The organism is Thermoleophilum album (assembly GCF_900108055.1).
GTDB classification, from domain to species: domain Bacteria; phylum Actinomycetota; class Thermoleophilia; order Solirubrobacterales; family Thermoleophilaceae; genus Thermoleophilum; species Thermoleophilum album.
Genome location: NZ_FNWJ01000001.1, coordinates 986,064 through 1,012,729, shown reverse-complemented (window position 1 = coordinate 1,012,729; position 26,666 = coordinate 986,064). Strand labels below are relative to the sequence as shown.

The 26,666-nt window shown below is 68.1% G+C and carries 23 protein-coding genes and 1 pseudogene; 6 read left to right on the top strand and 18 right to left on the bottom strand.

Annotated features, from left to right (window positions below; all coding sequences use genetic code 11):
- Positions 1 to 3: 3 nt before the first annotated feature.
- The 8 genes from BLW41_RS04995 to BLW41_RS04960 form a co-directional block, all read right to left on the bottom strand.
- Positions 4 to 1,338 carry an MlaD family protein gene (locus BLW41_RS04995; RefSeq protein ID WP_093116759.1) on the bottom strand — a complete coding sequence of 445 codons (1,335 nt, stop codon included), beginning with the start codon at positions 1,336 to 1,338 and terminating at the stop codon, positions 4 to 6.
- Positions 1,335 to 2,771, bottom strand: coding sequence for an MlaD family protein (locus BLW41_RS04990; protein ID WP_093116757.1), 1,437 nt, complete (start codon positions 2,769 to 2,771; stop codon positions 1,335 to 1,337). The genes BLW41_RS04995 and BLW41_RS04990 overlap by 4 nt, the downstream gene beginning before the upstream one ends.
- The gene (locus BLW41_RS04985) at positions 2,768 to 4,171 is read right to left on the bottom strand and encodes an MlaD family protein (RefSeq protein WP_093116755.1); all 1,404 of its coding nucleotides are present in this window, start codon (positions 4,169 to 4,171) and stop codon (positions 2,768 to 2,770) included. Before BLW41_RS04985 ends, BLW41_RS04990 begins: the two co-directional genes overlap by 4 nt.
- Entirely contained in the window at positions 4,168 to 5,643 is a 1,476-nt protein-coding gene (locus tag BLW41_RS04980; RefSeq protein ID WP_093116753.1) for an MlaD family protein, read from the bottom strand. The genes BLW41_RS04985 and BLW41_RS04980 overlap by 4 nt, the downstream gene beginning before the upstream one ends.
- Positions 5,640 to 6,914 (bottom strand): MlaD family protein, encoded by a 1,275-nt coding sequence (locus BLW41_RS04975; RefSeq protein WP_177169344.1) that lies wholly within the window; start codon positions 6,912 to 6,914, stop codon positions 5,640 to 5,642. Before BLW41_RS04975 ends, BLW41_RS04980 begins: the two co-directional genes overlap by 4 nt.
- Positions 6,915 to 7,160: 246 nt before the next feature.
- On the bottom strand, positions 7,161 to 8,063 hold the full coding sequence (locus tag BLW41_RS04970) for an ABC transporter ATP-binding protein (RefSeq protein ID WP_093116749.1): 903 nt from the start codon (positions 8,061 to 8,063) through the stop codon (positions 7,161 to 7,163).
- A 19-nt stretch (positions 8,064 to 8,082) separates the two neighbouring features.
- Positions 8,083 to 8,883: an ABC transporter permease gene (locus BLW41_RS04965; protein ID WP_093116747.1), complete on the bottom strand. Its 801-nt coding sequence runs from the start codon at positions 8,881 to 8,883 to the stop codon at positions 8,083 to 8,085.
- A gap of 46 nt (positions 8,884 to 8,929) precedes the next feature.
- Positions 8,930 to 9,673, bottom strand: coding sequence for an MlaE family ABC transporter permease (locus BLW41_RS04960; protein ID WP_093117363.1), 744 nt, complete (start codon positions 9,671 to 9,673; stop codon positions 8,930 to 8,932).
- Positions 9,674 to 9,871: 198 nt separating this feature from the next.
- Here BLW41_RS04960 and BLW41_RS04955 point away from each other — a divergent pair, with 198 nt between their 5' ends.
- Complete coding sequence (locus BLW41_RS04955; protein ID WP_093116745.1) at positions 9,872 to 10,552, top strand: hypothetical protein; 681 nt, start codon at positions 9,872 to 9,874, stop codon at positions 10,550 to 10,552.
- Between the two features lie 35 nt (positions 10,553 to 10,587).
- Here the strand turns inward: BLW41_RS04955 and metH are convergent, their stop codons facing one another.
- Both metH and BLW41_RS04945 read right to left on the bottom strand, forming a co-directional pair.
- Entirely contained in the window at positions 10,588 to 14,115 is a 3,528-nt protein-coding gene (gene metH / locus BLW41_RS04950) for a methionine synthase (RefSeq protein WP_093116743.1), read from the bottom strand.
- Between the two features lie 54 nt (positions 14,116 to 14,169).
- The gene (locus BLW41_RS04945; RefSeq protein WP_093116741.1) at positions 14,170 to 16,509 is read right to left on the bottom strand and encodes a lysylphosphatidylglycerol synthase domain-containing protein; all 2,340 of its coding nucleotides are present in this window, start codon (positions 16,507 to 16,509) and stop codon (positions 14,170 to 14,172) included.
- A gap of 83 nt (positions 16,510 to 16,592) precedes the next feature.
- Between BLW41_RS04945 and BLW41_RS04940 the strand changes: the two genes are divergently transcribed.
- Entirely contained in the window at positions 16,593 to 17,309 is a 717-nt protein-coding gene (locus BLW41_RS04940) for a chlorite dismutase family protein (RefSeq protein ID WP_093116739.1), read from the top strand.
- Here the strand turns inward: BLW41_RS04940 and BLW41_RS04935 are convergent.
- Genes BLW41_RS04935 through BLW41_RS04925 form a run of 3 tightly spaced genes read right to left on the bottom strand, consistent with a single transcriptional unit; the run spans position 17,306 to position 19,412 of the window.
- Entirely contained in the window at positions 17,306 to 17,803 is a 498-nt protein-coding gene (locus BLW41_RS04935; protein WP_218138257.1) for an SRPBCC family protein, read from the bottom strand. The two genes, BLW41_RS04940 and BLW41_RS04935, sit on opposite strands and share 4 nt — an antisense overlap.
- Complete coding sequence (locus BLW41_RS04930) at positions 17,800 to 18,783, bottom strand: DICT sensory domain-containing protein (RefSeq protein ID WP_093116735.1); 984 nt, start codon at positions 18,781 to 18,783, stop codon at positions 17,800 to 17,802. Before BLW41_RS04930 ends, BLW41_RS04935 begins: the two co-directional genes overlap by 4 nt.
- Entirely contained in the window at positions 18,783 to 19,412 is a 630-nt protein-coding gene (locus tag BLW41_RS04925) for a sigma-70 family RNA polymerase sigma factor (RefSeq protein ID WP_218138256.1), read from the bottom strand. The genes BLW41_RS04930 and BLW41_RS04925 overlap by 1 nt, the downstream gene beginning before the upstream one ends.
- A 98-nt stretch (positions 19,413 to 19,510) precedes the next feature.
- Here BLW41_RS04925 and BLW41_RS11225 point away from each other — a divergent pair.
- Positions 19,511 to 20,098: pseudogene (locus BLW41_RS11225) on the top strand (MerR family transcriptional regulator); the annotation flags it as partial.
- A gap of 111 nt (positions 20,099 to 20,209) precedes the next feature.
- On the opposite strand, the gene BLW41_RS11220 reads toward BLW41_RS11225, so the two are convergent.
- From BLW41_RS11220 to BLW41_RS04900, 4 genes are all read right to left on the bottom strand, one after another.
- On the bottom strand, positions 20,210 to 21,733 hold the full coding sequence (locus BLW41_RS11220) for an FAD-dependent oxidoreductase (protein WP_093116729.1): 1,524 nt from the start codon (positions 21,731 to 21,733) through the stop codon (positions 20,210 to 20,212).
- 70 nt (positions 21,734 to 21,803) lie between these two features.
- Positions 21,804 to 23,066 carry an RDD family protein gene (locus tag BLW41_RS04910; protein WP_218138255.1) on the bottom strand — a complete coding sequence of 421 codons (1,263 nt, stop codon included), beginning with the start codon at positions 23,064 to 23,066 and terminating at the stop codon, positions 21,804 to 21,806.
- A gap of 132 nt (positions 23,067 to 23,198) precedes the next feature.
- Positions 23,199 to 24,047 carry a fumarylacetoacetate hydrolase family protein gene (locus tag BLW41_RS04905; RefSeq protein ID WP_093116725.1) on the bottom strand — a complete coding sequence of 283 codons (849 nt, stop codon included), beginning with the start codon at positions 24,045 to 24,047 and terminating at the stop codon, positions 23,199 to 23,201.
- Positions 24,048 to 24,152: 105 nt separating this feature from the next.
- On the bottom strand, positions 24,153 to 24,512 hold the full coding sequence (locus BLW41_RS04900; RefSeq protein WP_093116723.1) for a HesB/IscA family protein: 360 nt from the start codon (positions 24,510 to 24,512) through the stop codon (positions 24,153 to 24,155).
- Between the two features lie 35 nt (positions 24,513 to 24,547).
- Here BLW41_RS04900 and BLW41_RS04895 point away from each other — a divergent pair, with 35 nt between their 5' ends.
- Positions 24,548 to 24,790 carry a BolA family protein gene (locus BLW41_RS04895; protein WP_177169342.1) on the top strand — a complete coding sequence of 81 codons (243 nt, stop codon included), beginning with the start codon at positions 24,548 to 24,550 and terminating at the stop codon, positions 24,788 to 24,790.
- Complete coding sequence (grxD, locus tag BLW41_RS04890; RefSeq protein ID WP_093116719.1) at positions 24,787 to 25,242, top strand: Grx4 family monothiol glutaredoxin; 456 nt, start codon at positions 24,787 to 24,789, stop codon at positions 25,240 to 25,242. Before BLW41_RS04895 ends, grxD begins: the two co-directional genes overlap by 4 nt.
- Before the next feature lie 8 nt (positions 25,243 to 25,250).
- Here the strand turns inward: grxD and BLW41_RS04885 are convergent, their stop codons facing one another.
- A complete protein-coding gene (locus tag BLW41_RS04885) occupies positions 25,251 to 25,637 on the bottom strand; it encodes a TraR/DksA C4-type zinc finger protein (RefSeq protein WP_093116717.1) in 387 nt (128 codons plus the stop codon).
- Between the two features lie 134 nt (positions 25,638 to 25,771).
- Between BLW41_RS04885 and BLW41_RS04880 the strand changes: the two genes are divergently transcribed.
- Entirely contained in the window at positions 25,772 to 26,662 is an 891-nt protein-coding gene (locus BLW41_RS04880) for a DegV family protein (RefSeq protein ID WP_093116715.1), read from the top strand.
- The last annotated feature ends 4 nt before the right edge of the window (positions 26,663 to 26,666 follow it).

Here is a 26,666-nt window from a genome sequence, read left to right as displayed (position 1 = left end):
CCCCTACTGGACCCCGCAGATCTCGCTCGACTGGGGTGCGCCGAGCAGCTCGGAGAGCGTTCCGAGCAGCACGTTGGCGCGGATGATCGTGTCGAGCACGTTGCGTGTCTGGCAGTTGAGAAGCACCATGCCGCGCCGCAGCGGGCCGTGGGCGTCCTGCAGACCGAACAACGTGACGCCGTTGTGGTTGAGCCAGGCAGCCCAGAAGAGGTAGCCCTCCTCGCTCCCCGGCGGGTTGTAGGCGACGCCGTTCAAGAGCCGGTTTAGGAAGGAGAACGAGCTCGCCAAGCGCGGCGCCGAAGGACCAAGCGTGCCGGCAGCATCGCGCAACGCGCGCACAGTTGGGCGCACATCGCGCGCGAAGGGACGCAGCTCGTCGCGCACGGTCGGTGTGGTCGCACGGAACAGTCGGCGCTGAGCCTGCAAGGCGGGCGCGAGCGCCCGCGCCCCGGGCCTCAGCTCTTCCAGCGCGGGGCCGAGTTCGTCGGCTAGCACGCGGGCCTTGCCGAGGGTCCGCTCGGTCTGTGCAAGCGCCGGCGGGAACAGGCGCAGCGCCTGCCGCAAGCTCGCTTCCTCGGCAGCGATCGCCGAGAAGTTCGCATTCGAGCTTTCGACGAGTTCGGCCAGTTGACGATCGCGCTCGGCGAGGGCGCTTGATACCAGCTGGAAGTTGTGAATCACGCGCGCGATGTTCCGACGTCGCTCGCTCAACAGCTCAACGACCCGACGCGCGTCGCGAGCGGTCGGCGCGAACCTCTTGAAGGCCGCGCGCAGCTCAGCCGCGGAGCGGTCGACCGACCCGCCCCGCGCGAATGCCTCGCCGCCGGCGGTCACCAGGATCCGCAGGTAGTCGCGCGCATCCGCGTCGAGCTCGGCGAGGATCTCGTCGAGGTTGACGTCGGGAAGCGTGTTGCGGATCGGAATGCGCGCGCCTTGTGGGAGCCTGCCGGACGCCGGCGTACCGGGATCCAGCGATAGGTACATGTCCTTGAGGCCGGTCTTGGGGCGCAGCAGGATGCTGGCGTCGCGCCAGACCGGCGCGTACTTGCGCCGGATCTTTAGTTCGACGATCGCGCGCCCGTGCTCGACCCGCACGCGGCCGATCTCCCCTACGGGCACGCCGGCGATATTCACCGTCTGTCCTTGCCCGGGAACCAGCGCCTGACCGGTCGGCAGCTCCGCCTCGACGATGTAGAAGTCGCTGCCGAAGACCGGCACCCAGCTGGGCAGGTAGAAGCGCTGGTTGGAGAGTATGTACGTGGCCACCGCCAGTGCCAGCGCTGCGCAGGCGATCAGCGCAACGAAGTCGCGGAGGTGCTTTCTGATTGCGCTTTTCACGGTCCGGCCCCCGTGCGTGCCGAGTTGAGGTCGGGCCGCGGGTTGCGGTAGCAGGGAACGGTGGTGTTGACGGGCGGCTCGCGTGTCGGTCGCACCGGTCGCGTGCCGAGCGGCTGCAGCGGGAAGTTCCCGAACAAGGCACCGCCGGGCAGCGTCTCGGTGCGTACGCGGACCGAGCCACCGCCGGTCTGGAAGCGCGTGTAGAAGCCGTTGCCGTCGAAGTTCTGCGCCTCGCCGGCGAGCCCCACCATCGACTGGAAGAACTCCTGGTAGTTGGGCAAGCCGGTGGTGAGCGGGCCGTCCTGGATCACCACGTCGCCCGTCGGCAACAGCACGTCGAGCGCGCAGCGATTGACCAAATCGGCCTGCGGCAAGAAGCGAATCGTGCCGCCCGTGAGCAGGGCGAGGTTGCGGGTTGCCGGCCGCAGGTCGGCGACGAGTCCGCGTAGCTCGTTGGCCGAGAGCAGGCCGCGCACCTGTCGGAGCCAAGGGAACGCTGCGTTGATCGTCGCCGGCGTTTCGCGCACGCCGGGCAAGATCTCGCGTGCGAAGGCCCGCGTCGCGGGGAACGAACGATCGAGGCTGGCGAGCGCAAGCCTCGCGTTGCGGAGGGTGCCAGGCAAGCGCTCGACGGTGCGAGCGACGTTGTCTTGCTCGGCTGCAAAAGCGCCGACGGTGGTGTTGAAGTTCGAGATCAGCTCCTTGAGCTGCTCTTCGCGGCTCGCGAGCGCTGCCGACACGCGCTGTTGCGCGCGTACAAGACGCGACAGGTCACGGGGCTCGAGACCACGCAACGCGTCGTTCACGATCGCGGTGCCGCGCAGCGCCTCCGGCGAGTCACGCAGCGAGCGGTTGAGCGCCTGACCTGCAGTAAGCCCCTGCACTTCGGGATCTTGATCGGCGTCCTCGCCGGGCAGCGGCGCCCCGCCTAGGGCTCCGCCGTAGCCCTGCACGAGCTCCTGCAGGCGCTTGCGCGTGTCGGCTTGCAGAGTGTCGAGGACCTGGCCGATCTGTACCGGGGAGGCGGTCTGGGTGAGCGGGATCGTCGCGCCGTCGCGGAGGGTCGGTGCGTCCGGCGTTCCGGGCTTGAGGTCCACGAAGAAGTTGCCTTCGAGGAAGATCCGCGGTCGGATCTTCAGTTCGGCGTCGCTGTGAATCGGCAAGGCGTCGCGCTCCAGCGCCATCACGACAACGCTGGCGTGCGAGCCTTTGCCGACCGGTTCCACGCGCACCACGTGACCGACGTCGACGCCTGCGATCCGCACCGGCGAGCGCTCGCCGATGTTCTGCGCGTTGGCGAACACCGCCTTCAGCTCGAACGGCTGACGGAACGGGTTGACGCGGCTGAAACCGAAGTAGGCGAAGAGGACGATCACGACGATCGTCAGCACGCCAGCCCGCAGCGGCGAGATGCTGTCGCGCACACGCCTCACCGCTGCCCCTCCGTGCGGATGCCCTGATTGCCCGGGACATTGCCGACCACTGTGCCGGGCAGATAGGGCTCGTTTGCGGCCTCACACTCGCGCGGCTGACCGGGCGAAGCGGTGTTCGGGTATGGGTTCGAGTGGAGGTGCAGGGTCGGCGTGTTGCCGTTCGCCGGCCCGTTCGACGGCCCTGCCTCCGAGTTCTCGCCGAGCGGCGGAGCGATAACCACGAAGCGTTGCCAGGTGCCGGTGGCGTTGCCCTCGGAGAGGTGATTGGAGACGTTGCGGAACCACAAGGTCACGTAGTTGCAAGTCGTCTGCACCGGCGCCAGGAAGGCGAGCGCGGGACGCAGCGCGCGCGCAAGCCGCGTTAGCTGGCCGAGACCGCGCGGCACCAGCGGATCGGCGGCGAACTCGGCGAGTGTGTCGAAGACGTCAGCTGCGCGGCGGTTGAGCGGCGGTGTGCGCGGCAAGCTGCGCGAGCCGGCAGCGAGCGCGTCGGCGAGCGTCGGAGCGGAGCGCGCGAGCGCGGCGATACCCGGGCGCAGGTCGGCGAAGAGGCCAGCGGAGTTACGTAGGAACGGTCGCTGCTTGGGGAACTCGCGGGTCGCCACCTCGAGCGCCGGGACGGAGCGCGAGATCGTCTCCTGGAAGTAGGGACGCGCGACGCGCGCTAGCGCGGCGAAGGTGATGTCCAGGTTCACGAACAGCGCGGCCTGCTGGTCAGCCACCGGCGCGACCTCGCGCGCCGCACGCTCCAGCGCGGGGAAGAAGCGGTCGAGCCGGGTGGCGGGATCGGAGAGGTTGGCCATCACCGCCTCGAGGTCGGAAAGCAGGCGCGGGAAACGGGCGATCGCTTCGTTGAGGTCGGCCCCTCGACCCGCGAGGCCGTTGCCGAAACCTTGCAGCGCGCGTTGCTGACCGCGTCGCGTGCGCGCATCGAAGGTGTTGAAGAGCTCGTCGAGCTCGACGGGTCGCGGTCGCGCCGCCGCCAGCGACAGCGTCGAGCCGGCGCGGAGCGGACGCGACGAGCTGCCGGGCGTGATCTCCAGGTACTTGAGGCCAAGCGTCGAACGCGGGCGCACGAGCACGCTCGAATCAGCCGGCAGCGGCTCGATCGTCTTGTCGAGCTTGAGCGTGAGTTCGGCGTAGGTTCGACCACGATCGTCGCGGCGAGCGTGGATTGCCGAGATCACCCCCACGCGAGTCCCGCCGATGCGCACGTCGTTGCCCCTGACCAAGTTCGCGGCGTCCGGCAAGCGGACCTTGAGGTCGTAGGTCGGCACGAACGGCAACCCGCGATTCGCGTTGTAAGCGAGAAACACCGCAATCACGGTCACGAGCACGGTGACCGCCCCGACCAAGACTGGGCTGCCCGTCAAAGCCGCTGCGCCCCGCCGCCGCCTCACCGTTCTGTGCCTCCGAGCAGGTAGTCGAGCATCGGTTCGCCGCGGCTCCCACCGAGTGCGGGCGAAGGGCCTCCGGCACGCACCCGTAGATCCTGCAAGGCACGCTCGCGCTGCCGCGACGCGCGATCGTCGCCGTTCAGCAGACCGCCCAGCACGGAGCCGGTCGGGGGCACGTTGCCGCCAGTCGGTGCGCTCGCTGCGTCGGCTGCCGCCGCGCCACCGCGTGCCGCCGCCGTGCTTGCACTGCTACTGCCCTGAATCGGTCGGAAGGTCGCCTCGCAGTTGGTGAACTGCTGGGCGGTGTAGTCGCTGCACACGTTGACGAGCAGGCGCGCCCGCAGGTAGTGCCCGAGCGAGTCGAAGCCGTTGGTGCTGGTGGTGGCGTAGAGCAGGAAAGCCAAGACGTGGCGGATCGCACCGGTGCGATCGAGCGACGCGGTGACGGCCGCCAGGTCGCGCGAGACGGGATCGAGCTCGCGACCGAAGGCCCCGAGCTGGCGCACGATGTCGAGCGAGCGCAGGAGTGCGGGACGCCCACGGCGGGTCGCTTCCCCGAGGCTCTGGATCGCCGGCACCGAGGCGTTCGCGAAGGGCCCGAGTTGCTCGATCACACGGCTTACGTCGGGCCCCGAGCGGCGCAGATCACTTGCCACCGGCGTCGCTTGGTCGACGAAGCTTTCAAGGTCGCCCATCAGCGGGCGCAGCTCGCGCAAAAAGCCCGGCAACTTGGCGATCGATGCGCGGATATCGGCGCGCCGCTCAGCCGTTGCCTGGCCAGTGCGATTGGCTTGCACGATGAAGTCGGCGAGTCGCTGCCGCTCGCGAGCCAAGGGAGCGAGCACCCGGTCGGATTCCTCGGCGAGCTGTGCGAGCGTGCGGTTCTGGCGAGCGAGAATCGCCAGAACCTGGTCGGTCTCACGCAAAGCCGGGTTGGCGCGGTGGATGACTTCGTTGAGCTCGCGGCCACGCCCCGCCAGACCGGTGCCTAGCTCGTCGATCACGATCGCTAAGCGCTGCCTGAAGGGCAGCCTCATGACGTTGTTGATGAGGTCGACATCGACCGGCGAGCTGGTGTTGGAGACCGGCAGAAGGTGCTGACCCTCTCCCGGCCCGCGCTCGATCCGCCGCAACGCGGGCGCGGAACTGGTGCCCGGGTCGCAAGCCACGAACTTCTCGCCGATCAACGACTGGGGCCTGATCGTGCAGCGCGCGTTGGCGCGGAAGGGGGTGAAGCGGCGATCGTCGATTCGCAACACCAGCGCCGCCTTTTTGTCGGGCGTGACATCCAGCGACTCGATCCGCCCGACCACCACCCCGGCGACCTTGACGTCCTCGCCAGGCACGGTCGCGACGGCGTTGTCGAAGATCGCGCGCACGCGGTAGGGATCGTCGCCGCTCGACGATGCGGCGACCGCCACCACGGCGACGGCCAGCGCCAAGAGCAGGGCTATTGCCAGGGTTCGACGACTCATGGTCCCGGGGGCACCGCGGAGGGATCGCAGTTAGGTGCAGCGCGTGGCGCTGACCCGTCAGGCGGCGGCTGTACCGCGCCGCCCGGGCAACGCCGATAGCGACCCGGCTGGAAGCTCGCCAAAGCGTTCTCGTTCGGGGCGCGTGGCTCCAGCGTGTTGCCGTTGAGGCGGAAGCTCCCGAAGATCGGCTGGACGCGCGCGTAGTGGCCGTTCGCGTCGTAGTTCGCCGCGACCGCCCCAAACTTCGTGAACCAAGCGGCCAGATCGGGCGTGTAGAGGCGTGCGTAGTCGACGACCTCGAGCGAGCGATTGAGCGCGCGGATCGTGCGTGGGAAGACGACGTCCGTGAGCGCAGCGAGCCGCGGCGAACGCGTTACAAGGTCGATGAGATCGTTGTCGGGACCTGGTGCGCTGACCAGAACCCGCAGGTCAGCGATCGCTGGCCGTGCCTGCGCGACCAGCGGCGCGAGCTCCCGGAAAAACGGCGCCAGACGCCTCGTAGCCGGCTTCGACGCGGCTACCAAGACATCCAGGTCGTCGAGCGTCGACCGCAGGTCAACGAACGTGGAGCTGGCTTGCCGGAGCGTGCCGGGGAGCTCCGCGAGGGCCCGATCGAGCTGCTGGTTGCGACTCGCGATAGCCCCCGCTGTCGCGTTGGCGTTGGCAACGAGCTGTGAGAGCTCGTCGCGCCGTTCGGCGAGTGCTCCGACGGCTCGCGACGCATCGCGCAGGAACTGTTCGAAGGTCGCCGAGTCGCGCACCAGTTCGGCGGTCAGTCGCGTCGTGGCTTGCAGCGCCGGCGCGAAGTAGCGCGCCGAGCGATCGGCCTCCCGCGCACGGCCCGTGTACGCGTCGCCAGATCCCCGGATCAGTTGGCGCAAACCCTCACGGGTACGCGGTCCGAGCGCGTTCAAGACTTGGTCGAGGTCGACTGGGGCCTGCGTCCGCTCGGCGGGAATCTGACCACCGTCGGGGATCGGCGGGGCGTTGCCCGGGCCGAGTGTCAACTCCACGTAGCGGTTGGCAATTCCCGGCAGCGAGGCCGCTCTGATGCGTGCACTGGTGCCACGCCGAAGCGGCAGCACTGAATCGTCGTCGATGCGCATCTCGACGCGGGCGCGCCCGTCCGCGGTTAGACCAATGTCGGTGATCTCACCGACCGGCCGCCCGCTCGCCCACACCTGGTTGCCAACAACCAGCTGGCCAGCGTTCTCGAAGACTGCGCTCACCCGATAGCCGCCGCCACCGCCGAAGACGACGATCGCGACCACCGCCGCCGCGGCTATCAGCGTTGCTAGGGCCGCGGTTCGGGCGAACGCACGCGTCCCCTTGACGACGGGGGGAGACGCGGTCGTAGGAGGGGGCGGGGGCGGAGCGTTCAACTCGCGCTAATCAGACGTTCGATCGTCCGCTCAGGTAGGCGAGGCGGTGACCTTTCGACGCTCCTCGCGTGGGCATTGACACGGACTCCTCCATCACTCGTTGCTTGGCTCGACCCTCGTCACCGCCGCTTTCACTCACTCCATACCTAACGGGCCGCGCGCGTCGCCAGTGAGGAACTGCCGCACAAAGGGGTTGTCGGACTGGAATAGCTCCTCAGCGGGGCCCGACTCGACGATCCGTCCGCGCCACAACACAGCTATGTAGTCGGCAAGGCGCCTCGCGGACATGATGTCGTGGGTGATCACCACGTAAGTGCCGCCATTCTCCTCGTGCACCTCGCGAATTAGCTCGCAGAGGAGCGCCGTGCGCACGGGGTCGAGTCCTGAGTCAGGCTCGTCGAACAGCACGATGTCCGGTTCGAGAACCAGCGCGCGCGCAAAGCCCGCCCGCTTGCGCATACCGCCGGAGAGCTCGTTCGGCATCTTTTCGGCGGCATCCGCGAGACCCACCTCTCGCAGCCTGCGCATCACAATCTCGCGGATCTCCTCTTCCGACTTGTCCGTGTGCTGGCGGAGCGGGAAGGCAACGTTGTCGTAGAGGTTCATTGAGCCAAACAGCGCACCGTCTTGGAACAGCACGCCGAAGCGCTTGCGCAACTCGAACAGTTCGTCATCGCTGAGGCTCGGCACCGATTGCCCGAACACGCGGACGTCGCCTTCGTCCGGGTACATGAGGCCGACGATGTGCTTGATGCACACGGATTTGCCGGTGCCGGACGGACCGAGGATCATCGAGATCTGCCCCTCGGGCAGACCGAGGTCAAGTCCGTTCAGCACAACGTTGCGTCCGAAGGCCTTGCGCACGCCAATGAACTCGATGGCGTCACGCCCGTCGTGCTTGCGGTTCTCGCCGCGATGGAACTGGTACGGATCCTCCGCTCCGACGGCCCCGCCTATCGTCTCGCTCTCAGCGCCGCCAGGGACCGCCGTGGGATCCCGCTCCTCAGCAGCTCGCGCCGGCTCGTACTGCTCGCTCATGGCTCGTCCCTGCCTCCCTCTAGCCGCCAATTGGGGCGCGCGGATTGGCACCCCAGAAAATTTGCGTTCCGACCATCCCGACTAGGTGCACCATCACGGTATTCACGAGCATCGACTTCGCGGTCGCCGTGCCCACCCCTACCGGTCCACCCGAAGCCGTGTACCCGTAGTAGCAGCCAACCAAGACGATAACGGTGGCCATCGCCATTCCTTTGATCACGCTGAAGAGCAAATCCGGCGGGTTTTGGAACATCCAGAAGATCAAGAAGAACCCGCCCGACGAAACCTCGCCGATCTGCTTTACAACTGCAAGGTAGGAGGCGAAGAAGCCTGCGCCGACGGCCGCCACATATAGGAAAGGAAGCACCAGCCAAGCCGCGAGCAAGCGCGTAGCACACAGGAACAACAGCGAGTCGATACCCATCACTTCGAGTGCGTCGATCTCCTCCGAAATCCGCATCGCACCGATCTCCGCGACGAGACCGGTGCCGACCTTCGCCGACATCATGTAGCCGAAGGCGTAAGGCATGATCTCGCGCAGGTCGCACCACGCGGAGAAAACGCCGGCGTAGGCGGGGGCCCCTACCGAACGGTTGAAGTAAGCGCCCTCGATTCCGCACTGCAAGCCGAGGATGAAGGCCAGGCCCCAAATCACCATCGCCGAACCGAGGATCAAAATGCCTGCCTGTCTCAGCGCCTCCCCGAAGAACCGGAAGACGCGGAGCGAGTAAACGTCGATAACGACACGCGCTGAGAAGCGAGCGATATCGCCGATCGCGGTGATTAGGTCACGGGGTGCGGCGAGCAGGCTGGCACCCATCCTTAGCTCATCCTCTCCGTTTCCGTCTGCTTATCCGACGCGGCACTCACTTGATTGCGGACGTAATTTCGGGGTGTGTCGCCAGCAGGGTCTGCGTGAATACGTAGTTGAAGGCGAAGATCCCCAAGAACTCGATCACCACCGCTTGGTTTACGGCTCGTCCCACACCCTCGGCACCACCGGACGCCGTCATGCCCTTGTAGCAAGACACGATCGCGATGATCGCGCCGAAGATCGTCGTCTTGACAACCGATCCCCATAGATCTGTGGTGGTCGCGTTGTTGAGGAGCGTTGCGAAGAACGGGCCGAGCGGCGCATTGAAGGTGAGCGTGGCCAGCGCGCCACCGAAGATGCCGAAGACCAGCGCGTAGATGTTGAACAGGCCGGTGACGATCATCAGCGCCAAGAAGCGCGGAACGACGAGGTTCTTAACGGGATCGACGCCGAGCACCTGCAGCGCATCTAGCTCCTCGCGGATCTTGCGCGCCCCGAGGTCTGCGGTGATCGCCGTGCCGCCGACGCCGGCGAGGATGATCGCCGTCACGAACGGAGCGAACTCGCGGATCGAGGCGAGCACGAAGAAACCACCGAGGCGGTCGATGGCACCGAAGATGATCAGGAAGTTCCCGGCCTGGAGGCCGGGGGCGCCGTAGCCGAAGGCGATCGTCGAGATCATCAACGGCAGCCAGCAGAGCCTCAGCATGAAGAGGAACTGCTGAACGAACTCGCTGCCGTACGGATACGGGGGCTTGACCGCGGACAGGATCGTCTTGCCGGTCAGGATCATCATGTCCCCGACCTGCTCGAGCAGACTCCGGGCCGGCAAGAAGACCCGCTCAGCTGTCGCCTGAACCACGCTCCTTCTCCTCCCCGCGGCGGGCTTGTGCCGCCGCAGAAACACCCTCGTGAAGCCTACGTGATGGACCTCGGTTAGGGCAACGGAGAACCGTCGCTCGGTCGGCGAGACCCGTGGTATCGTGGCCCCGCTTTGCTGCGGAGGGGTGGTGAGCTCGCGTCGGCTCGCGAGGAGCGGTCGTGCTCCCCGCTGGCGTCGCTGCTGCGGTCGGCTGCGGTCGTGGGCTTGCTGGCGGCCTCGCTCGCCGCGGTCGGCTGCGGACCGCCGGAGCGTCAAGATGCCGAAGCGCCGTCTGGACGGTTCGCCGTCGAGGTTCTCGGCGCACGCTTCCCCTCGCAGCAAAGACTCGCCGAGCGCTCTCGACTGGAGATCGTCGTTCGCAACGTAGGGTCGCGGACGATCCCCGACCTTGCCGCCACCGTGCGGGGGTTCCAGACGCGGATCGCACGCACGGATGTCGCCGATCGCCGACGCCCGGTGTTCGTTTTCAACGCGCGACACCGGCGGATCGGCGGTGAGCCCGAAGCACAAGAGCTGGTGCCCTCGGGCAGCCAGACGGCGTTAACCGACACCTGGTCGAGCGGTCCTCTGCGTCCCGGTGCGACGCGACGCTTGGTGTGGGACGTAACGGCCGTGCAGGCCGGAACTTTCCGCCTGCGCTGGTCGCTTGCGCCCAGTCTCTACGGCAAGGCGCGAGCGATTGATCGGCGCACCGGTACGACGCCGCGGGGAGAGTTCGTTGTGCGCGTCAGCGATCGCGCGCCGCGCGTACGGGTCGCCGACGACGGGCGTTCGGTAGTACCGGCGCGCTAGCCGTAGGCGCGGTCGCGGGTTGCCGCGAACCGCGCTCAGCTACGGCTGCGCGCCGCCGTCCGCAGCGGCGGTTGGCCGCCCGATTTCTCGGAGAGGGCGATCACTTCGTCGGGCGCCTCGCCCTGCGGGATGCGGCCCGACTTCATACCGAAGTAGATGGCCTGCGGATGGTGGGCTACCAGGGCTACCGTCGACTGCTCGGGCTCCAGCGCGTAGCCGCCCGAGAGCTTGATCCCGATACGGGAAAAGCCAAGTAGCCGCTCGACCTTCAGGTGCTCGGCTTGATCTGGACAGGCCGGGTAACCCCACGAATAGCGGCGGCCCTGGTGCGGCGGGATGCCGAGCTGCTCGCGAACCTTGAAGTGGAGCCACTCGGCCAATCCCTCGGCGGTCTGCACCGCGAGCCCGTGGACGTACAGCTGCTCAGCGAACTCGCCGCGCCGCTCGAGTTCTTGGACGAGTTCGGTGGCCTTCGGCCCGACGGTCACCGCCTGCAGGGCAACGACGTCGCGCTCACCGGAGGTCAGCGGCCGGAAGAAGTCGGCCAGACACAGCCGGTCGTGGTCGGGCTGGCGCGGGAACACCAGCCGTTCGAGCTCCCGCTCCGGGTCGTCGGGGTCGAAGACGATCAGCTCGTTGCCCTCGGATGCGCACGGGAAGTACCCGAGCAGGGCGCGCGGCTCGAGGTAGTCCTGTTCCAACCACATGCGCTCAAGACGCGGTCGGAACTCGTCGCGAACGAGCCGCTCCCACTCCTCTCCCTTCACACCTCGTCCGCCCCAGTGCAGCTTGAACAGCACGTGCAGATCGAGGTGCGGAAAGACCTCGTCGAGATCCACCGGGATCTCGCGCACGCCCCAGAAAGGCGGCGTCGGCACGGGCACGTCGGTGCGCACGGCCGAGCGCACCGAGGCGTCGTCGGTCGGCCCCCGCGGACGCCGTTTCTCGCCGCTCTGCCGCAGCTCCAGCGCTTCGCGACGGATGCGCTCAAGGAGCTCGTGTCGCCGCTTCGGATCGACGAGCTGATCCATCACCGCTAGCCCCTCGAAGGCGTCGCGGCAGTAGAAGACGCCGGGCTCGTAGATCTCGTCGGAGTCCTCACGTGGGAAGAGGATGCGACGGCCGAAGTCGCGGTTGATCGCGGCGCCGCCCACGAGCACCGGGAATTGGAGCCCCCGCTCGTGCAGCTCGCGCACGCAGATCGGCATCTGTTTCGACGTCGAAACGAGCAGCGCGGAGAGACCGATCGCGTCGGCGTCGTGCTCAATTGCGCCGTTGATGATCGTGTCGACGGGCACCTGCTTGCCGAGATCGACGACCTTGTAGCCGTTGTTCTCGAGGATCGTTTTGACCAGCGACTTGCCGATGTCGTGCACGTCGCCGAAGACCGTGGCCAGCACCACCGTGCCCTTGGTGTGGCCTTCAATCCGATCGAGATAGCGCTCGAGCCGCGCCACGCAGCGTTTCATCACCTCGGCCGACTGCAAGACGAACGGCAGGATCAGCTCACCGGCGCCGAACTTGTCGCCGACCTCCTTCATCGCCGGCAACAGCACGTCGTTGAGCGTCGGTACCGCGCCGATCTTCTCAACGCAGCGATCGATCCACTGCTCGACGCCCTCCTTGCGGCGCCGCAGGATGTGCCAGTGGAGCGCCTCCTCGGGCTCCATCCCAGCCGTCGGATCGGCGGCCTCGTCACCAGTCTGCTCCGATCCCTTCTGCTCGAAGTGAGCGATGAAGCGCTCCAGGGCGTCGGGCCTGCGGTTGAAGACCAGGTCGTCGGCTAGCTCGCGCTCTTCGGCGGGAATCTCGGCGTACGGGGTGATGTGGTTGGGGTTGACCATCGCCAGGTCGAGCCCGGCCTCCACGCAGTGGTGGAGGAACACCGAGTTGAGCACGGCACGCGCCTGCGGGGATACGCCGAACGAAACGTTCGATATACCGAGCGACGTCTTGCACTCCGGCAGCTCCTGCTTGATCAGGCGAATCCCTTCGATCGTCTCGATCGCCGAGTCGCGCCACTCTTCGTCGCCGGTGGTCAGCGTGAAGGTCAGGCAATCGAAGATCAGCAGTTCGGGGTCGAAGCCGTGCTCCCCGCAAGCGAGGTCGTAGATGCGCTTTGCCACCGCGAGCTTGCGCTCGCGCGTCTTGGCCATCCCCTCCTCGTCGATCGTGAGCGCGATCAAAGCCGCCCCGTGCGCTTTGGCGAGGGGCACGACCTGGTCGAGTTTCTCGCGACCGCCCTCGAGGTTCACGGAGTTCACGATCGGGCGTCCGGGGATCTGCTCGAGCGCTGCGCGGATTACTTCCGGCTCGGTCGAGTCGACCTGGATCGGCGCCGGCTGCGTCAACGAGATGCGCTTCACCACCTCGCGCATCTGCTCGGCCTCGTCCTGGCGCTCGGTCAGCGCGACACAGACATCGAGGACGTGCGCGCCCCCTTGCACCTGGTCCTCGGCGATCTGCACGATCCCGTCGTAGTCGTCGGCGAGCAGTAGCTCCTTTGCCTTGCGCGATCCCTGCGCGTTAACGCGCTCGCCGACGAGCGTTGGTCGCGGCTCTTGTACGAGCGGCGTGGCCGTCATCATCGACGCGACAAGCGGCGGCCCGGGCGCCGGACGCGGCGGCACCTCGCGCCCGCCGACCGACTCGACGATCGCGCGGATGTGCTCGGGCGTCGTTCCGCAGCAGCCGCCAACGATCGCGACGCCGTGCCGCTCGACGAACTCGGTCAGGACCTTCGCAATGTGCTCGGGCGTCTCCGGGAAGATCGTCTCGCCGTTCGGACCCTGACGGGGGATACCGGCGTTTGGGATGCAGTGAACCGGTACCGTCGCGTGCTCGCCGAGATAGCGGATCGCGTCGCGCATGTCCTCGGGTCCGGTCGAGCAGTTCAGCCCGACCGCATCCACTCGCAGCCCCTCGAGGATCGCGAGCACCGCGCTGATATCGGTGCCGAGCAGCATCTTGCCGCCCTGCGGCAAGAGCGAAACCGAGCACTGAATCGGCACGCTGCGGCCAACGTCGCGGAAGGCTTCGCGCACTCCGAAGACCGCCGCCTTGACCTCGAGGATGTCCTGCGCGGTCTCGATGATCACGAGGTCGACGCCGCCTTCCAGCAGGCCGCGTGCCTGTTCACGAAAGACCTCGACGAGCTCGCCGAAGCGGATTCGCCCGAGCTCCGGGTCGTCTGAGGCGGGGAGGTAACCGGTAGGCCCGATCGAGCCGGCCACCCAGCGTGACTCGCCGCAAGCTGCGCGCGCGATCTCGGCGGCGCGGCGGTTGATCTCGACGGTGTGTTCGCCAAGCCCCCATTCCGCCAGCTTCAGGCGGCTCGCCTGGAAGGTGCAGGTCTCGACGACCTCGGCGCCAGCGTCGAGCATCGACTCGTGGACGCCCTGGATAACGTCCGGGCGGTTGAGAACGAGCGCTTCGTGGCACTTGCCCGGCAGACCGCCGTAGTCCTCGCTCGTCAGGTCGAACTGCTCGAGCGTCGCACCCATGCCGCCGTCGAAGACCAACACGCGACGGCGGGCCAACTCAATCGGGTTCGTACGGGGCATGAGCCGACGATGCTAGCGCCGGTGCCGAAAACGCCGGTGGCCGACGGACGCTCGCTAGGCGTCGACCCGCGCCGCTCGCTCGCGGGAGGCACTTACCCGCGGGAGTTCGACGGGGGCCGCGTGCAACGCGCGCAAGCGCAGCTCGCGCCAGGTCAAGCCCTCTCCCACGAGAGCCGGTACGCCGAGGGCGAAGGCCGTCGCGAGCTCGACCGCTTGCAGGATGATCCCGTAGGCGAAGGCATCGGTGCGGCCGACCCCGTAGACCGAAAGCACGGCGACGCAGGCTGCCTGGAAGACGCCGACGTTGGAGGGCGTGGCCGGCAGAACGGCGGTCACGTTGACCGCGAACAGCACCGCTGCTGCCGCACCCAGATCCTGCTCGACGTCCAAGCCGAGCGCCCGTAGCAGCACGTAGCAGGACAAGAGCTGCAGGGCCCACGCCCCCGTCTGACAGGTCGCCGCCCACAGCGCGAGACGCGGTCGGCGGAAGACAGCCAGGCCGGCACGGGCGCGCGCCGCAACCGCGCGCACCAGGGCCAACAGCGAAGCCAGCCGACCACCGCCGCGTGTAAGGGAGTTCGGCAAAAGCCAGGGAAAGCTCGCCAGCAAAAGCACAAGCGCGAGCGGCACCGCCACCACTCCGACCAGGGCTTCCGGGCGAGCGCGTACCGGCTCGAGCGAAGAGAGGGTGATCGCACCGAGAGCCGCCAGCGCTAGGAGGTTGAGGATCGTCTGCGAGACGAGGGTCCCCAGAACCAGCGGCAGACGGTCGCGCACGCGGCCCAGGCGCCGTGCCACCACCAGCGCTCGCGATGGCTCACCGAGGCGCGCCGGCAGCGTCGCCGACATCAGCACGCCGATCATCGTCCCGCGGGCGGCGTCGCGACGGCGCACGCGGATCCCACTGAGCGCGCTGCGCATGATCGCGTGCCACGCCTCTGCCCGCAAGAGCAAAGAAGCCGACATCAGCGCGAGCGATAGCAACACCCAGGCGGGGGTCGCTTTGAGCAGGGCGGAGCCAATCGCGTCAATACCGAGACGCTTGAGCGCCAGCGCAACCAGCGTGCAAGCAGCGAGCCCACCGAGGGCGGTGGCTGCGCGGCGCAGCGCGCGACGCCGGCCTCTGCGCCCGACCTCCCTGTCGGCCCCCGGTGGCGGGATCCTGGCTGGGGCTGGGGGCCGGGGCTGCTCGACTGGACGCAGCCCGAAGCGCACAGCCACCCCACTGGGCATACCCTGCGCAAGAGCCTGCTCGTAGACCTGCTCGACCCGCTCGGCCACGCGCGGCCAGGCATAGCGCTCGGCGTCACGCGCGGCCGCTTCGGACATCCGCGCGAGGCGGTGCTCGTCCGCCGCCAGCTGGCGCAAGCGAGTCGCCAATTCGGCGGCGTCGCCAGGCGGCGCGAGCGTCGCCGCGTTGCAATCGCGCGCGACTTCGCGGTAACCGGGAATGTCACTCGCCACTACTGGTGTTCCGGCAGCCAATGCCTCGGTCAAGACCATGCCGAAGCTCTCGCCGCCGAGCGAGGGTGCTACGAGCACGTCGGCGGCCGCCAGCAGGCGCCACTTCCCGTGCTCGTCAACCGGGCCGATCGGGTCGATGCCGTCGAGTTCGAGCGCGAGCGCCCGTACCTCTTCGGGAGCGGGGCCAGCGACCACCAACTGCGCCTCCACCCCCGCTCGTCGCAAGGCCTCGAACGCACGCAGCAGCACCGGCAGACCTTTGCGCTCGTCGGCGCGCCCGAGAAAGGCGATCCGCAGACCTCGTTGGTCGCGTCGGCTTCGCTCGCCGCCTGCCAACTCTGCGCGGGCGCGGCGCGCGCGCTCGAGGTCGACGCCGTTCGGCACGATCTCGTAACGGCCGCCGTAGAAGCGCCGGGCCGTCCACGCGGCGGCTTCCGACACCGCGATGCGCTTCGCGATCTTCGCGTAGAGGCGGCGCGCTCCAGCGATGTTGGCGGCGAAGTGATTGGCGAACGCCGAGGTGGAAAAGGCGTGGAAGGTTGCGACTACCGGAGCACGCGCGTGCTCGACCGCGTACCAGCTCACCGCCGGAGCGTTCGGCTCGTGCACGTGGACGACGTCGAAGCGCCCCCGCCGCAGTAAGTGGCCGAGGCGAGCGACACCGTTCGGCGACAGGCACAGGTTCGATTGCGACCCGTTGGCTGGGATCGCCAACGTGCGACCCAGCGGGATGATCCAGGGCGCCAGCTCGCGCTCCCGCGGCGCCAGGCCCCGGTGCAACCAGCGGGCGACCCGATCGTTCGGGTCCCACGGCGCGAGCAGCACCGCCTCATGGCCACGACGACGCAGTTCACGCGTCAATGCCTCGGCGTGCTGTCCGACCCCGCCCGGGTAGTTGAGCGAGTAGGGCGAGACGACCGCGATCCGCACTGCCCCATCGTATCGGCCGCCCCGCGACGGCTGGGACCAGCGACCTGCAACACTCGTGGGCAGCGACGCAGCAGAGCGCGGCAATGGCGCAGCGACACTTCGTCAAGTACACGTTCCTCGCGGTAGCGCCGGAGTGGCGGCGGCTGCCAGCCGCCGAGCGGGCGCGCCAGAAGGCCGAAGTAGTGGCCGCGTGCGAGGACTTTGCGGAGCGCCACTTCCTGCGCACCTACTCGCTGGTCGGCACGCGCGGCGACTGCGACCTGATGATTCGGACCGCCGCGCCCACGCTCGAACCGATCCACGAGTTTCATGTCGTGCTCAACCAATGCGCGCTGCTCGGTTATGCGCGTATCGCCTACTCCTATCTCTCGGCCACCAAACCGTCGCCGTATGCGGATCGCCCGCAGCCACTGGCGCCTCGCGAGGGACAGGACGGCCGTTACCTCGTCGTCTACCCGATGTGGAAGAAGCGCGAGTGGTATCGGCTGCCCGCCGAAGAACGGATGCGCATCATGCGCGAGCACATCGAGGTCGGTCGACGCTTCACCGGTATCGACACCAACACCACCTACTCGTTCGGCCTCGACGACCAGGAGTTCGTGGTGGCGTTCGACTGCGACGACCCGCTCGAGTTCCTCGACCTGGTGGAAACGCTGCGCGCCACCGAATCGAGCAGCTACACGCGCTCCGAGACACCGATCTTTACCTGTATCCGCTGCTCCGTAAGCCGCGCGCTCGACGCGCTCGACGGGGAGCGCGCCGTGGCGGCCGTCGAGGAGCTCGCTCGCGAGCGCCGCTAGCCGTCCTCGCGCGCGTCGAAGAGCTGCCCGAGCGCGGTGCGCCGGTAAGCGAATATCTGCTCGATGTCGCGCCGCACAAAGGCGTGATGAACGATCTCTCCGAGCGGTCCGAATGGCAGGGCGTAGACCACGACGTCGCGCATCAGCGTGCCACGCGGATGCGGCTCGAAGCTGTGCGTGTGGTGCCAGGTTCGGTACGGACCGGCAACCTGCAAGTCGACGAACCGGTGCGGCGGCTCCCAGACGACAATCGCTGTGAGCCAGCGCACCGGCAGTCCCCGCACGCGCAACGTGTAGGCGATCTCGCTGCCCTCCTCGACGGTCTCGGGCGCACGCTCAATACGGAAGCGCAGCCAAGGCGGGGTCAGCCGCTCGAGGTTGCGGGGATCCGCAAAGAACGGGAAGACCGTCGCCGGGTCTCCGGGTAGCAGCTGTGTCTGCTCGAAGCGGTGTACGCGAGGTAAACCGATGCGCACGGCGAAGCGCCGACTCACTGCCACTCCTTGGCTGACCATTCGAGCGTCCGGTGGATGAGCGAAGCAGCGAGCGCCGGTGCCAACGGCGCGGCCGGACGTGCAGCGTCCACCAGCTGCTCGGCGAGATCGGGGGCGAGCGGTGCGACCGCGTGCGCGGCCGCATCGAAAGCGAAACGCACGTCGTCGGGATCGAGCGCGATCAGGGCCTCGAACTGGCGGGCGCGGTCGCTGGTCTCGGACGAAAGACGCTCGCGGGCGACCAGCGCGAAGGCGATGTTCTGACCAACCGCTGCCAGTACCCACTCGCGGGCGAGTGGATGGTCGGCGGGTAGGCAGACCTCGCGCGGGGCTTCGTCACCTACGACCTGCGGGCCGCAATGGATTGCCAAGCACAACGGCACCTGACTGGCCAGCGCTCGCCACCGCTCGCGCGCCCGACGGTAGAACCAGAGGCGCTGGAAGGACCCCACGACGACACGCACTCCTGGGGCCGCCGCGGTCTCGTCCTCGAGCGCGTGGCTCAAAGCCAGGAGGGCCGCCTTCGAATGCACGCGCACGTCGAGACGGGGCACGCGGCTACGCAAGTGGGCGAAGATCGACGAGCCCCATGCCTCTTCGCCGATCGATGGTGGGGCGACGGGCGTGTGCTCACCACGCTCAGGGACGCGGCCGGTCACGCGCGCGACCGCCGCCTCCATCGATACGCCCTCGCGCCGCAGTGACAGCACAGCGAGCAGCTGGTCAAGCACCGACGGTGGGTAACCGCGCCGGCCTGAGCCGTCACGGAAGGCGCGCGGAAAGCCGTAGCGACGTTCCCAGGTTCGGATCGTCGCGGTGGGTAGGCCGCTCGCCCGGGCCAACTCGGCGATACTCAGCCGCCGCTCCCGCGCCGGTAAATCGCGTGCCGCCGGCACCGCGCCGTTTTCCCCGCGACTCGCGTCTAGCCCCTTGGCCCCGCGAGTCGTGCCGAGACCCTGATTGCGTGGCTCGAAACCCATCAAGCGGCCCGCTTGAGACCGTGCTCTCGCTGGCCCCCTCGCTGTGCGGATCGGCGCGCTACCGGTTCACCCCATGCCCGCTCCAGCTCGGCGCGCGCCTTCGGTAGGCCGAGTCGGACGCGGCTCTTGACGGTTCCCGCCGGCGAGCGTTCGCGGCGAGCGACCTCGTTGGTGCTCATCCCTGCGATCAGACGCAAGGCGACCGCGCGCCTCTGCTCCTCGGGCACAGCCGCAAGCGCCCGCACCGCTGACCTCGCCTCTTCACGTGCCAGCGCCACCTCGTCAGGACCCTCCGTAACCTGCATCGCTATCTCCTGCTCGGCGAGCCGCTGAACAGCGCCGCTGGCGGCAGAGCGCGAGCGGATTCGGTCGAGCGCCCGACAGCGCGCGACCATCGTTACGTAAGTCTCCAGTGACGCTCGCCGCGGATCGAAACGCTCGGGCCGGTGCCAGAGACCGAGGAAGACCTCCTGCACAACGTCCTCCGCTGCGTCGACGTCGCCGAGGACCCTCAGCGCTGCCGCCCGAGCCAGCGGGGCGCAGTCACGGAACGCCCGCTCGAACACTTCCGGGCTCAGCAGGTCGGCAGGTGTTTCGCGGTGCTCGTCGAGCTTCTTCAGGTTGTTCATCATGACCAACTTTACTGATTCAGTATGACTAAGACAACTGGTGATCGCGCCGCAGGGGCGCGACGCTTGCTTGCTTGGCCCCTGCGAGGCTTGTCGCTGTGAGCACGCAGGAAGGAACGCTCTCGATCGGCGAGCTGGCAGCAGCCTGCGGGCTACCTCAAGCCACGATCCGCACCTGGGAGCGTCGATACGGATTTCCAGAGGCCGTTCGCGCAGCGTCCGGAAGGCGCCGCTACCCGCCCACTGCGGTCGAACAGGTGCGACGGGTGCTGGCGATGCGCGAGCAGGGCCTCGCCCTCGAGGCGGCGATCGCTCGGGTCCGGGCGACCGGCCAGCGGGCAGCAGCAGAGACGCCTCATGAGGCGCTGGTGCGCGCAGGCCGCGGGCTCACGCCGTTGACTTGCCGCAAGCGCACGATGGTCGCGTTGAGCAGGGCGATCGAGGACGAGTGCGCGCTCCGGATGCGCGGCGGAGTGCTCTTCGGACTCTTCCAGCGCCGCAGTTTCTTCGTTGCGTCGCGTGCGCGGTGGCACGATCTCGCGGGCGTCGTCGACGCCTGCGTGGTTTTCGCCGATTTCGCTCGACCGCACGCCAATCGCCTGCTCGAAGTGCCGCTGCCGGAGACCGAGCCGGCGTCTCGCGAGTGGGTGATAGTCGCCGTCTCGCCGCCCTTCTCGCTCGCCTTCTGCGCGCGCGAGCTGGCCGCGTCACCGGCGGCGGTAGCCGACCATCAGCGTCGTTTCGAGGCGTTGTGGACGACTCAGCCGCAGCCGGTGCTGGCTGCCGCCCGCAGCTGCCTAGCGTTGGTCGCGCGTGCCGGTGTTGCCGAGCGAGCTACGCGGCTTGAGCGCTGGCTTGATCCGGACGCGCTCGATGCGGTCACGGAAGAGACGGTCGTCGCGATCGCCAACCGGATGGTCGTTTACGCCGCCGAGGGCGTGTCGGAGCAGCTCGTCGCGGGTCGCTAGCTTGACGCGTGGTCGCCCGGCAGACTGCCCGCGCTCGCGTTCGACGGCGTCGATCCGTAACCACCCTGCGTAGTCGACGATCGCGCCACCGGCGAGCGATAGCAGCTCCAGCGGGTCACGGCTAAGGCGCGCGGCGCGCGGCAAGACACCGGCTTCGAGGTCTTCTAGAAGCGCCGAGACCGTTTCCTGGGCATCTTGCTTGTTAGTCCCGATCACGCCGCTAGGACCGCGCTTGGCCCAACCAGCCACGTACAGCCCGGGCACCGGCTGGCCGTCACTGGCGGGGTCGACGACCCGTCCCTGCAGGTTGGGTACGACGCCCCGCTTGGCGTCGAAGGGCAGTCCGTCGATTGGCAGCGTGCGATAGCCAATCGCCCGCAGCACGAGCCCGCAAGCCAAGCGCTCGCGATGACCCGTTGGGCGCGCGAGGACTCGGCCGTCACTTACCGCTACTAGCTCGTTGCGTTCCAGTTCGATCGCTTCGACACGATCGGCGCCGAGCAGACGTACTGGCGAGCGACGAAACAGCAAGCGCAGTCGTCGCTGCTCGCTGGCCTCGCCACGCTCCGCAAACTCGCGCAAGGTCGCGAGGTTGCGGCGACGCGTCGCGTCGGCCGACTGCTCGAGTGCCAGGCGCGACGGCTCCTCGAGCTCAAGCTCCTCGCGGGCGACGACGACCGCGCAGTCAGGTATTGAGCCCAGTTCCCGCAGTTCGGGGTTGGTGAACGCAGCCTCGGCAGGGCCACGACGGCCGACGATCACGACCTCCCGAACCGCGCTCTCACGCAGCCGCGCAAGCGCGCGATCGGATATGTCGGTTGTTGCAAGGCGTTCGGCAGGCGTGAGGAGGATCCGAGCGACGTCGGCGGCGACGTTTCCGTTGCCGATCACGACAGCACGCTCGTGGCTCAGGTCGAAGTCCAGGTGGGCGTAATCGGGGTGCGCGTTGTACCAGCCCACGAACTCCCCGGCGCCGTGACTCCCGGTGAGTTCTTCGCCGGGAATCCCGAGCCGGCGGTCGACTGCGGCCCCGATCGCTATTACCACTGCGTCGTATACCCGGCGCAGCGCGGCAAGCTCGACGTCGGTACCCAATTCGACGTTTCCCACGAAGCGAAAGCCGGGCAATCGCGCGATGCGGTCGAAGGCGCGTGCCACTGCCTTGATGTTCTGGTGATCGGGAGCGACACCGGCGCGAACGAGCCCCCAGGGCGTCGGCAGGCGCTCGAACAGATCGACCGCGAAGCGGTGCCGTTCGTGGCGCAGCAGGGCACCGGCGACGTAGAAACCGGCGGGACCCGCCCCGACTACGGCTACCCGTAAGACGTCTTCTCCGCTGTGGTGCGCGGACACGAAAGCGAGCCTAACCGCGCCCTCAACGCGCCGTGCGTCACGGGGGGCTTACGCCACGAGCGGCCGACGGTCAGGACGCGGACTGCCGGTCGCGGCCCGCCGATGCCGAGCGCTCCTCTTCACTCTGCGTGAGGGTTGTGTCGCGGTCTTGCCAGTCCCCCATTAGGAGCTCGATCGGCGACGAGACAACCTCCGTTTGACGCACCTTGATGCCTGCGTCATCAGCCGACGTGGTCGCCTCGGTCGCTTCGGCCGTCGGCGACTGGGCGCTCTCCGCCGACGCCGAGTGCGCCGTTTCTTCGGCGTGCTCGGCGTGTTCGGAATGCGCCGGCTCTTCGGCGGGCTCCGCCTGCGCAACCTGCGCCGACTCTTCGGCGTACTCCACCTGCGTAACCTGCGCCGGCTCCTCCGCGTGTTCTGTGTGCTGCGCCGGCGCGGGCTGCTCGCCCTGCTCGGAAGGACCCTCCTGCTGCGGTTCATCGAGGGGCTCGGGCGGCTCGACTTGCGCGGTTTGTTCGAGCGGCTCGACTGGCGCAGCCCCGATCGGTGAGGCCTCTTCCGCGACAGGCTCCGCCACTGTCTCGGTGGGGGTGGCGGGGGCAGGGGAATCGGCCGCAGCAGGGGAATCGATGGGCGCGGGGCGGTCAGCGGGCGCCACCGGGACGGATGACGCGAGCGGTACCGTCGGTTCCTCGGTGGTCGCCTCGGCCTCGGGCACGTTCGCTGCGGGCACGCTGGCCTCGGGCGCGCTCGCCTCAGGCACGTTCGCTGCGGGTGCGCTTGCTTCGTCGGGCACGCTGGCCTCGGGCGCGTTCGCTTCCTCGGCCGGCCCACCGACCTCGAAAGGCCGCGACGCAGTCGGCTGCTCGACGACGCTAACCCAACCGTCTTCCGGCCGCGGCTCCGCCGCCTTCGGTTCGGCATCTTGCGGGAGCACCAAGGTCTCGGCGAGCAGATCGCCGATGCGCTGCCGGCGCGCACCGCTGCGCAGCATCGCGATCGCGCCGACGGCGTACAGGAAGAGCCCGTCAACCAGACGCAACACGTTCCTGATCGCGGCCTCGCGCATTCCGGGCAACGATCCGTCGACCCGGAACACGCGCAGCTTCATCAGGCGCTTGCCAAGCGTCTGCCCGGACAGCGACTCGCAGGCGAAGAAGTAGAAGAGCGCCCAGGCTGTCGCCAGCGCGGCGGCCTCGACACCACCGCCGACGAGGGCGGCGACGACCAGGTAGATCGCCGCGCACACGACGCCATCGATAAGGGCCGCCACCACTCGCGCCACGTCGGTATTGCGACCGCCGTACTCGAGCAGCCCCGAACGAATCTCCATGCGGTCCTGATCGGCAGCAGACCGCATAAGTTAAGTCTCGGGACAGCGCGTTCGCCGAGCGGGTGTTGGCCCGCTGCGAAACGAACAGACCGCCACGTACGCGCCCTGCTGGGCCGCGCGCGATGTTCGCCGTCAGCGCGGTTCGCCGATGCGCGTCACGAGCTCGCCAAGTACCCGCGAACGAACGATCACTTCGTCGCCCGGTTTCAGCCAGACCCGCGGACGCCGCAAGCTACCGACGCCCGCCGGCGTCCCGGTGGCGACGATATCGCCCGCTTCAAGCGTCATCAGAGTCGAGAGGTAGCTGAGGAGCGCCGGCACCGAATGGACGAGATCGGCCGTCGTGGCCTGCTGCATGCGCTCACCGTTGAGCAGCAGCTCGAGATCGATCGCGTCGTGAGGACCTGCCTCGTCGGGTGTCACGAGCGCCGGCCCGATCGGCGCCGAGCCATCGAACACCTTGCCCGGCATCCACTGAGGTGTCGCGAACTGGAGATCGCGTGCCGAGAGGTCGTTGAACAGGAGGTAGCCGGCGACGTGGTCGAGCGCCTCGCTCTCCGGAACGTCCTTGCAGCGGTCGGCGACGACGAAGGCAACCTCCGCCTCGTAGTCGACCTTTCGACTGGCACGCGGCAGCGGGACGGTCGCGCCGGGTGCGGCGAGGGCATTCCGGAACTTCGCGAAGAAGGTCGGTTGCTGCGGCGGCTCTGCACCCTGCTCCTCGGCGTGCGAGCGGTAGTTGAGACCGATGCAGACGATCTTCTCGGGCTTGCGCAGCGGGGGCAGAAGCGACACCTGGTCAAGCTCGGCGACGGGCTCACCGGGCTCAACCGCACCGAGACCGCCCGCACGCAGCAAGGCGTCCAGAGAAGGTTCCAGGCCGGCATCGAGCAGTGGCGAATCGAGCTCGTGCACAACCCCCTCGACAAGTACTCCGGGGCGTGCCGCGCCGTCGCCGTCCGTGAACATCACGAGCCGCACGCGCGGCAATGTAGTCGAGACGTAGAAGTCACGGATTGCGCCACTCGCGCCGCAAGCGCCGAATGGCTCATCGAACGGTGGGTCGTTAGCAGCTGCGTGGAGGCGTCAAACCGCCGCCCCGCAGGACGGCTCCTCGTCAGCGATCCGGAACGACGAGCCGCAACCGCAGGAGGCAACCACGTTCGGGTTCTCGACCTGAAAGCCGGCACCCATGAAGTTCTCGGTGTAATCGACGGTCGAACCGTCGACGTAGCGCAGGCTCGCCGAGTCGACGAACACGCGGATGCCCTGAGACTCGAATACGTGGTCGCCTTCGCGTTGCTCGTCGAGCGCCAGCGCGTACTGGAAGCCGGAGCAGCCGCCCCCGCGGACGCCGACCCGCAGGCCGACCTCTTGCTCGCTGGCCCCCTGGGCGGCCATGAACTCACGTACCTTCTGCGCTGCGAACTCAGTGAGCGTGACCATCGGTCTCGATTGTAGGGCCGCTATCGTCGATCGCGATGCCCTCAGCCGATGAGATCAAGCAGAGGATCGAGCGGGCCCTCCCAGGGGCCGTCGTCCGGGTCGAGGATCTGACCGGCGGCGGCGACCACTTCCGCTGCGAGATCGTGTCGGATCGTTTCTCCGGCCTTTCGCGGATCGAACGCCATCGGCTGGTGTACGGAATCTTCGATGGCGAGATCGGGGGGCCGATCCACGCTCTCTCGCTACGAACACTCGCCCCGGAGGAGGAGAACAGATGAGCGCAGAGGCGCCTAATGACGACTTGACGCGTCAGCAGATCCGCGAATTCATCGAGCGCGCGATCCGCGAAAACCGCGTGATGCTTTTCATGAAGGGCACACCCGATCGCCCGGCGTGCGGGTTCTCGGCGCGCGTCGCCGCGATCCTCAACGAGCTCGGCGTGCGTTACGCGGCGCTCGACATCCTCCCCGACCCACGGATCCGGCAGGAACTCTCGGCGCTCTCCGGGTGGCCGACGATTCCCCAGCTCTTCATCGACGGCGAACTGGTCGGTGGTTGCGACATCGTCACCGAGATGTACGAGAGCGGCGAGCTCCAAGAGCTCCTCGGCGTCGCGGCGCAGGCAGCCGGCGACGCCCAGTCCGCCGCCGGCGAGGCACCTTCTGACGCTCCCGCTAGCGCGCCCCCGAACGCGCCGCCGATCGAGCTCGAGAACCGCCTGCGCGACTGAGCCCGTGCTCAGCCGCGACCGCCGTCGGGGTGGATGTGCTGGCGGAGATAGGCCTCGCGCTTGCGTTGACAGCTGAGACAGCGCAACGCGTCGGGCGCTGCTTGCAAGCGCTCACGCGGGATCTCACGATGGCAGTCGATGCAGATCCCGTAGGTGCCGTGCTCGATCGCCCGTAGCGCTGCGCGGATGCGGTCGCGCTCGTCGCGGAGCAGCAGCACGGTCGTCTCATCGAGCTCCCGATCGTGCAGGTCGGTGGCGAGATCGCTCGGGTGGTTGTCGACGTGCGCAAACTCGGTGCTCTCCTCGCGCCGAGCGACCGAAGCCAACATCTGCTCTACCTGCGCAAGTCGCTGCTCGAGGCGTTCCCGCGCCGCTTTCAGCTCGTCAGCTCCCAACGCCACTCTCGTCGACCTCCAGGTCGCGCCCGAACAATCGACGGGCTTCTGCGACGAGTTTAGGAACGGCGACTGGTTGCGTCCGGCCCTGCAGCGGAAGTGCTGTCGGACGCTGGTTTAGGCTGCGCTCGCCGATGCGCGAGCCAACCGCCGGACCACAAGCGCAAGTAGTCGTCGTCACCGACAGCACCTGCTACCTGCCCCCAGACGTCATCGAGCAGCACCAGATCCGTGTCGTGCCGCTCTACGTGGTCGAAGACGAGCGGCAGGTACCGGAGACCGAGATCGCTGATCAGGCTGCCTTCCACCAGCGACTACGTAGCAGCGAGCGGCTGCCGACCACCTCACAGCCGTCGGTCGGCGACTTCTTGAAGGTCTACGAGCCGCTTCTGACCGACGGTCGGGAAATCGTCTCGATCCACATCTCCGGCGGGCTTTCGGGGACCGTGGAGTCCGCGCGCCGCGCCGCCGAAGAGCTCGAGCGACGCGGCCGCGGTGGCGAGCGAGTGCACGTGATCGACTCGCGCAGCGCCGCCGGCGGGCTCGGTTTCCTCACGCTGGTCGCGGCGGCAGGCGCACAGCTCGGCGAGGACCCGGCGCGGATTGAGCAGCGCGTTGAGGCCGCGCGTGGATCGTTGCGGATGTGGTTCGGTATCGACACCCTGGAGTACCTCCGTCGCGGCGGGCGCATCGGGGCCGCGCGCGCGTGGCTTGGCACCGCCCTCAAGCTGAAGCCGATACTCACGCTCGACGGTGAGATGGTGCCGGTCGAGCGGGTCCGCACGCATCGCCGCCTAATCGAACGGATGCTCGAGTATGCGCGCGAGCTGCGCGACGCCGGCCAAACCGCTTGGGCAGTGCAACACGTCGCGGATCCCGAAAGTTGCCACACGCTGGTCGAGCGTTGCCGCGAGATCTTCCGCTCTGAGCCGCACTTCGTTAGCGAAATCGGGCCCGTTCTGGCCGTCCATACCGGGCCCGGACTGATCGGCCTCGGCGGGCTGGACCCACGGTTCCTGGGTTGAGCTC

Coding starts and splice junctions, on each gene's coding strand:
- BLW41_RS04980 (WP_093116753.1), bottom strand. CDS start 5,643: ATGAGTCGTCGAACCCTGGCAATAGCCCTGCTCTTGGCGCTGGCCGTC.
- BLW41_RS04970 (WP_093116749.1), bottom strand. CDS start 8,063: ATGAGCGAGCAGTACGAGCCGGCGCGAGCTGCTGAGGAGCGGGATCCC.
- BLW41_RS04965 (WP_093116747.1), bottom strand. CDS start 8,883: ATGGGTGCCAGCCTGCTCGCCGCACCCCGTGACCTAATCACCGCGATC.
- BLW41_RS04960 (WP_093117363.1), bottom strand. CDS start 9,673: ATGATGATCCTGACCGGCAAGACGATCCTGTCCGCGGTCAAGCCCCCG.
- metH (WP_093116743.1), bottom strand. CDS start 14,115: ATGCCCCGTACGAACCCGATTGAGTTGGCCCGCCGTCGCGTGTTGGTC.
- BLW41_RS04940 (WP_093116739.1), top strand. CDS start 16,593: ATGGCGCAGCGACACTTCGTCAAGTACACGTTCCTCGCGGTAGCGCCG.
- BLW41_RS04930 (WP_093116735.1), bottom strand. CDS start 18,783: ATGGGTTTCGAGCCACGCAATCAGGGTCTCGGCACGACTCGCGGGGCC.
- BLW41_RS04925 (WP_218138256.1), bottom strand. CDS start 19,412: ATGAACAACCTGAAGAAGCTCGACGAGCACCGCGAAACACCTGCCGAC.
- BLW41_RS04910 (WP_218138255.1), bottom strand. CDS start 23,066: ATGGAGATTCGTTCGGGGCTGCTCGAGTACGGCGGTCGCAATACCGAC.
- BLW41_RS04900 (WP_093116723.1), bottom strand. CDS start 24,512: ATGGTCACGCTCACTGAGTTCGCAGCGCAGAAGGTACGTGAGTTCATG.
- BLW41_RS04895 (WP_177169342.1), top strand. CDS start 24,548: ATGCCCTCAGCCGATGAGATCAAGCAGAGGATCGAGCGGGCCCTCCCA.
- grxD (WP_093116719.1), top strand. CDS start 24,787: ATGAGCGCAGAGGCGCCTAATGACGACTTGACGCGTCAGCAGATCCGC.
- BLW41_RS04880 (WP_093116715.1), top strand. CDS start 25,772: ATGCGCGAGCCAACCGCCGGACCACAAGCGCAAGTAGTCGTCGTCACC.